Here is a 6,630-nt window from a genome sequence, read left to right as displayed (position 1 = left end):
CAAAAGGATAAAGGATTTTAAAAGGAACAGATGATGGACTTTGTAATAAGTGCCATTAGCTCAGCTGGAAGAGCACTTGACTCTTAATCAAGGGGCCCAGGGTTCGAAACCCTGATGGCGCACCATTTAAACAAAAGATAAGAGATTGAAGTGAATCAACACAGTGTGTGCCATTAGCTCAGTTGGTAGAGCACTTGACTCTTAATCAAGGAGCCCAGGGTTCGAGACCCTGATGGCGCACCATTTAAAACCAAAATATCGGGGTGTGGCGCAGATGGGAGCGCGCGTGGTTTGGGACCATGAGGTCGCAGGTTCAATCCCTGTCACCCCGACCACTTTAAAAATATGCGGGTGTAACTCAATGGTAGAGTGCTAGCCTTCCAAGCTAGTTACGAGGGTTCGATTCCCTTCACCCGCTCCAAATTGTTTAAAAAGATTACTAAGTTAAAGTTTTACTTTAGTTTAGTAATCTTTTTGTTTTTCTTATTTATAAACATATACGTTACTTATTTCAATAATATTTACATTGTATAATTATATAAAGGTTACGAATAACACATAAGCTTGAAATTAATACTACAAACTAAAGTATTTTAATATGTTTACGATTATAAAAATAGTAAATAATAAATAATGTAAAGATTATTAGTTTACATAAATATTTATAGGAATTATTAGTATTTTACATTGTAGCTTTATCAATAGAAGTTTAAGAACTAATATTACAATGATAATGCATATAAAGTTATTAAATTATACATAATTATTAAGCAAGAAATATATATATAATAAATAAGCACCTATAGCTCAGCTGGATAGAGCGGTGGACTTCGAATCCAATTGTCGCAGGTTCAAATCCTGTTAGGTGTACCATAAATATTGAAAATAGGGCATTTACAGAGATGTGAAAAGCTCTATGGAAAATACAGTTGATTGTTTAAGTAAAAAATTACTTAGAAATTGGCTGTATTTTTTTAAGACAAAAATTACACAAGGCTTGAGTTAACGTACTTTGAGGGATTATAAACTTTATAAAAAATATATTGATAATTATTTTCAAGAGTACAACTACTTAAGGTGAAGTATTTTATAGAGTATATGACACATATAAAATTTAACTAATAAAATTATTACTGTAGAAGCAGATAACAGTAAAACAAATGAATTAGGATATCTTCTATTGAGTGGGAATGTGATAAGCCTATTGAGATGATTAAATAAAAATTGATTCATGGGGGTTGAGCGTAATCTACACAAATTATTAATATAACACACTTTATACAGTTTAAGCTAGTTAAAAATGTTTACAATTGTCAAAATTTTAAGTATAATTAAAAATGTGCAAAAAAATAAACTTACGTAAAAACACGACATAAGTTTGATTCGAAAATTAAATTATTTTGTTTTTTAAAATTAATATTATTCTAATATATATTCTAAGTAGTTGTAAAATTGTTTTTTATTATATATTAAATATATAATAAAAAACAATTTGAAAGGGTATAGGTGGATAATTATTACAAAAATACGAGATTAAAAGAAAGTTTAAATAAACAAAGGTGGTATTAACATGTCAATTATACATCATATTTGTATTCAAACAGATAGGTACGAGGAGTCGCTTAAATTTTACACTGAAATTTTAGGGTTTAGATTAATTAAAGAAACAAAAAATTTTCATAGTAGAAAGTTTAATTCCTGGTTACAATTAAAAGACTTTATGATTGAACTACAAACGGAAAAGACTGGAGATAAATTAAAAGATTGGAGTTCATTAAATAAAGGAATAGTCCATATGGGCTTTTTAGTTAATGATGTTGAAAAAGAATACAATAGAATAAAAGAATTAAATTATAATAAATTTAAAATTAAAAATGGCAAAGAACTATACAAAGTTGAAGATGGCTATTTATTTAAAGTAAAAGCACCCGAAGGAACAGAAATTGAGATAAGAGATAAAAAAATATAACAGTTTATACATTTCACATTAAAACTTGGGAATATTAATGAACCTAACCACTGTATAATTATTTATATAAATATGAGTTAAATATATTAAAGATATAATATGATAAAATGACTTAAACAGTAATTTTTAGGAGTATATCTGCTTTGAATGAAGTTACATTTATCAAATCCTGTTAGAGGTGTGCCATAAATATTGAGAATATGGAATTTACAGATGTATAAAAAGCTCTACAAATAAGACTGATAGTTAATTTATATGATTAATCATAAAAATATCAGTCTTTTGTGTTATAAACGTTTAAAAACAAATAGCTTTAAAAATAAATTTAAAATAACATGTCTTTATTTATGAATTTCAGAAAAGTAAAAGCTACTTGTAAAATATGTTATAATTATCAATATAATAATATAAGAATATAAGGGGATAGAAAATGAATTTTAAAAAACAAATTGAAAAATTTACACCTAATAATGAACAAGAAATTCAAGATAAGAAGATAATTCTTCAGTACATAGAAAAATTCCCACATAATATTTTAGTTAGAGAAAATGAGTTTGCACATATTACAAGTTCAGGTTTTATATTAAATGAGAATCTAGACAAGATGTTGATGATACACCATAATATAAGAAAAACATGGTCTTGGACAGGAGGGCATGTAGATGGCGATAAAGATTTTCTACATGTTGCTATAAAGGAGGCAAAAGAAGAAACTGGAATTAATAATGTAAAGCCTCTTGGAAGTGAAATTGTATCATTGGATGTTTTACCAGTAGATGGACATATAAAGAATGGGAAATATGTTAATACACATGTACATCTATCTATAGCATATATTCTTATTGCAAGTGAAGAGGAAAGATTAAAAGTAAAAGATGATGAAAATAGTGCTGTAGCATGGTTTGAAATAGATAAACTTAATGCAAAGTATTTTAGCAATAGGGATATATATTTATACAATAAATTAATTAATAGGGCTAAAGATATTAATAGAAATAATGAATTTAATATAGGAAAGAATAAGTAACTTAAAAAATTTATGATAAAGAACTGAAAATTTTAATGAATGTATAAAAATAGGACTTTAAAAGTTTACTTTTTTAAAGTCCTATTTTTATTAATATATAGTGAGTTACATTACTAAAATTAATATATCGAATAAAAGATTGTCCTGTGCTTCTACATTAGTTTTTTTGTTTTCTTTGAAGAAAAAAATATATATTTTTAAATAAATAATTCATAGCAACCTAAAAATATAATTATTGCTCCAGATATAAGTGAAGCATACTTTCCAAATAATTTAGAGAGGTAACTAGTACCAATTAAATATCCTAAAATAATAAATAATAAGCTAAATATAAATGTAAAAATAGTAGTTAGAAATATATTAAGACCGGTTATACTTGCACCAATTCCAACTCCTAAGTTGTTTATGGTAAGGGCAAATGCAAGTAATATTGATTCTTTAACATCTATACATGAAGAATTATCGCTATCGACTAATTCAGGATTGTCTAAAATATTTTTGTATTCACCTATCATATTATCTAATTTATTTTTTTCTTTTTCTTTTGAAAGTAGGATTTTATAAAAAATTCTAATATAAACCATAATCCTAATAATATTAATATAGCACTTCCAAGTATATTTGCTGTCTTAGCTGAAATGAAATGAATTATAGCTTTACCTAAAGACATAGAAAGAAAAGTGCCTAAAGCTGATATTATAGCTATTAAAAAATTACTTAATATATTAATTTTAATTTTTTAATTCCATAAGCTATTCCTACAGCAAAATTATCTATATTTGCTGAAATAGAAAATAGTAGTGAAGATAGTATATGCATTATATTCCTCCAATTAAAAGCTATGTTTGTAGTATATTCATGAAAATATGACAATGTTCCACCTTATGAATTTTAAGTTAAATTTATGAAATATATTTAACTTAAAATATATTTATTAAAATTTCCATGTAAAGTTATTTTTTTATTTTATTAATATAACTTTAGGACAATATTTTGTATTTTAATAGATAAAAATACTATAAAAAACACAATAAATTTTAAGAATTTGTTAAGGAAAAAAAGTATAAAAATGACATTTAGATTAAAATATATTGCAAAAAATGCAAAAAATAATAATAAAAATACATTAAATTACATTAAAAATTAAAAAAATAAAATTTTATTATAAAATTGTTTCAAAATTCATAAAAATAAAACTTGATTAGATTTAATTAAAAATATAATCTATTAAATAAGAAATATTTATATAAGTGAACTTATGACAAAAAGGGGGACGTTATCTATGAAAAACAAAAAGTTAATTGCAACTATATTAACACTTTCATTAACATCATCAATATTAGTTGGATGTGGAAGCAACACTGAAAAGGATGGAGATAATGCTAATTCACAAGAAGTTAAAATGGATGAACAGCAGTATTTAAATACTGTACTTCTTGCTGAACCTAAAACGTTGGATCAATCTAAATCAAGTGACCTTTATTCCTCTGTAATTTTAACTAATGTAGGTGAGGGGTTAACTAGACTTGAAAATGATGAAAATGGAAAAGAAGTTGTTAAACCTGCTGGAGCTGAAAGTTGGGAACAATCAGAAGATGGATTAAAATGGACATTTAAGTTAAGGGATATGAAATGGTCTGACGGACAACCAATAACAGCAAATGATTATTATTATGGAATAACTAGAACATTAAATTTAGAAATTGGATCACCATATGCTTTCTTATTATTCCCAATAAAAAATGCTTCTGCATATAATGCAGGAAAAGCAAAAGTTGAAGATGTTGGAGTTAAGGTTATAGATGATAAGACTATAGAATTTACTTTAGAAAATCCAACACCATATTTCTTAGATTTAACATATTTTAAAGTAATGCAGCCTCAAAGAAAAGATGTAGTTGAACAAAGTGGTGAAAAATATGGTAGTGAATCAAACACTATGGTATTCTCTGGACCGTTTATTATAAAACAATGGATTCATAATAATATGGTTGAATTAGAAAAGAATCCACAGTACTGGGATGCTGAAAATGTTAAATTAGAAAAAGCAACATTTAAAATTATAAAAGAAGAAACAGCTAGAATGAACGAACTTTATAATGGTTCACTAGACATGGCTGGAGTTACAAAACCAGAGTGGGTTAGTAAACTTGATGGAAGTGGACAATATGAAGTAATAAAAGGATATGATGCATCATCAGCATATATGTTTTTTAATCAGGATGATTCATATTTTAAAAATGAAAAAATAAGGAAAGCATTTATACTTGCAACAGATAGAGAAGGTATGAGTGAAACATTATATAAAGGTCTAGCAGAGCCTGCATTAGCTTGGTGTCCACCAGCTGTTCAAATTGGAGGGGAAGAGTTTAGAAGCAAAGTTAACTATAATCCTGTTGAAGAATTGGCAAAGGAAAATCCTGACCCGAAAGCATTATTAATAGAAGGATTAAAAGAAGAAGGTATGGATCCAGACCCATCTAAACATACAATAAAGTTTTTACAATCAGGTACAGATGCTAAATCAAAGGAATTTGCTGATTTTGAACAGCAAAATTTTGAAAAAGTATTAGGAATAAAAATTGAATCTGAATTTACTGAGTGGGCAGTATTTCAGACTAGAGAATCAACTCAAGATTATCAAATGGCTTCTATGGGATGGACAGGAGACTATAATGATCCTATGACATTCTTTGATATGTGGGCTAGTACAGCAGGGGTAACTAATACTGGATGGTCAAATGAAAAATATGATGAAATGATAGATGAGATTAGTAAAACAGTTGACCAAGGTAAGAGAACAGAGTTATTTAAAGAAGCAGAAAAATTGTTAATACATGAAGATGGTGTAATAAGCCCAACGGTTTATAGATTTAAGAATACATATGTTCGTAATTATGTTAAAAACGTATCTAATACAACATTTGGAGTTGGAGCATCAGACCTTAAATATGTGTACACTGCAGGACGTTAAAAAGTGTATTAAAGTTAAAAAAAGACTAGATTTTAGGTTTTAATAGATTTATTATAAGGGGCACTGAAAAGTGCCCTTATTTTAATTGAAATGCACTTATTAAAATAATACTTCAATACTTAATGAGATAGAATTAATTTTAAGAATAAAATATAATATAACAAAAGTAATAAAAAAATAATAATTGTATAAGACTATTATTATAAATTAGCAGATTTAATTAAAATTGTGTAGTGGTATAGGGAAAATAAAGAATTATTAATTAATAATCAAATATTAATTTAAGTTTTTTAACTTGATAAATGAATAATTTTAAAACCTTATATATAGGGAAACAAGCTCGAATTTAAATTTATTCATCAAATTTTTGTTATCAGTTGAGAAAAATAAGTGCAAATATATTTAGTTAAGAATTATGAATTATGAATTTAGGATGAAAGTGACAACCACTTTCTAAAAAATGATTTTAAAAAATCTATTAATATAATTTGCTTTGCAAATTTATAAAAAAGTACGTTGAGAATTACTAGGAACGAAGTGAGTAGCAATAACCACAACTGTTCACTATTCACTCTTAACTTTTAACTAAAATAATTTGTTAGTTACTGATAAAACATTAATTTGAATTTTCTCATTTGATAAATGAATAAGTTTAAAATT

4 protein-coding genes and 5 tRNA genes are annotated in these 6,630 nt (G+C 26.1%); 8 read left to right on the top strand and 1 reads right to left on the bottom strand.

The window, feature by feature from the left end:
* Positions 1–49 precede the first annotated feature (49 nt).
* From CSGHG_RS08690 to CSGHG_RS08660, 7 genes are all read left to right on the top strand, one after another.
* Positions 50–125 (top strand) — tRNA-Lys (locus CSGHG_RS08690).
* Positions 126–167: 42 nt separating this feature from the next.
* A tRNA-Lys gene (locus CSGHG_RS08685) sits at positions 168–243 on the top strand.
* Positions 244–259: 16 nt separating this feature from the next.
* Positions 260–335, top strand: a tRNA-Pro gene (locus tag CSGHG_RS08680).
* 12 nt (positions 336–347) lie between these two features.
* Positions 348–421 (top strand) — tRNA-Gly (locus CSGHG_RS08675).
* Positions 422–796: 375 nt separating this feature from the next.
* Positions 797–873 (top strand) — tRNA-Arg (locus CSGHG_RS08670).
* Positions 874–1,570: 697 nt separating this feature from the next.
* Complete coding sequence (locus tag CSGHG_RS08665) at positions 1,571–1,969, top strand: VOC family protein (protein WP_010294232.1); 399 nt, start codon at positions 1,571–1,573, stop codon at positions 1,967–1,969.
* Between the two features lie 430 nt (positions 1,970–2,399).
* Positions 2,400–2,996 (top strand): NUDIX hydrolase, encoded by a 597-nt coding sequence (locus CSGHG_RS08660; RefSeq protein ID WP_010294229.1) that lies wholly within the window; start codon positions 2,400–2,402, stop codon positions 2,994–2,996.
* Positions 2,997–3,193: 197 nt separating this feature from the next.
* On the opposite strand, the gene CSGHG_RS24165 is transcribed toward CSGHG_RS08660, so the two are convergent.
* Complete coding sequence (locus tag CSGHG_RS24165) at positions 3,194–3,580, bottom strand: manganese efflux pump (protein WP_010294227.1); 387 nt, start codon at positions 3,578–3,580, stop codon at positions 3,194–3,196.
* A gap of 698 nt (positions 3,581–4,278) precedes the next feature.
* On the opposite strand from CSGHG_RS24165, the gene CSGHG_RS08650 reads away from it, so the two are divergent.
* Complete coding sequence (locus CSGHG_RS08650) at positions 4,279–5,970, top strand: peptide ABC transporter substrate-binding protein (protein ID WP_010294220.1); 1,692 nt, start codon at positions 4,279–4,281, stop codon at positions 5,968–5,970.
* The last annotated feature ends 660 nt before the right edge of the window (positions 5,971–6,630 follow it).

Origin of the sequence: Clostridium senegalense JC122 (assembly GCF_000285575.1) — a bacterium.
GTDB lineage: Bacteria > Bacillota > Clostridia > Clostridiales > Clostridiaceae > Clostridium_J > Clostridium_J senegalense.
This window is presented reverse-complemented; position numbering and strand designations above follow the sequence as displayed.

Coding starts and splice junctions, on each gene's coding strand:
- CSGHG_RS08660 (WP_010294229.1), top strand. CDS start 2,400: ATGAATTTTAAAAAACAAATTGAAAAATTTACACCTAATAATGAACAA.
- CSGHG_RS24165 (WP_010294227.1), bottom strand. CDS start 3,580: ATGGTTTATATTAGAATTTTTTATAAAATCCTACTTTCAAAAGAAAAA.
- CSGHG_RS08665 (WP_010294232.1), top strand. CDS start 1,571: ATGTCAATTATACATCATATTTGTATTCAAACAGATAGGTACGAGGAG.
- CSGHG_RS08650 (WP_010294220.1), top strand. CDS start 4,279: ATGAAAAACAAAAAGTTAATTGCAACTATATTAACACTTTCATTAACA.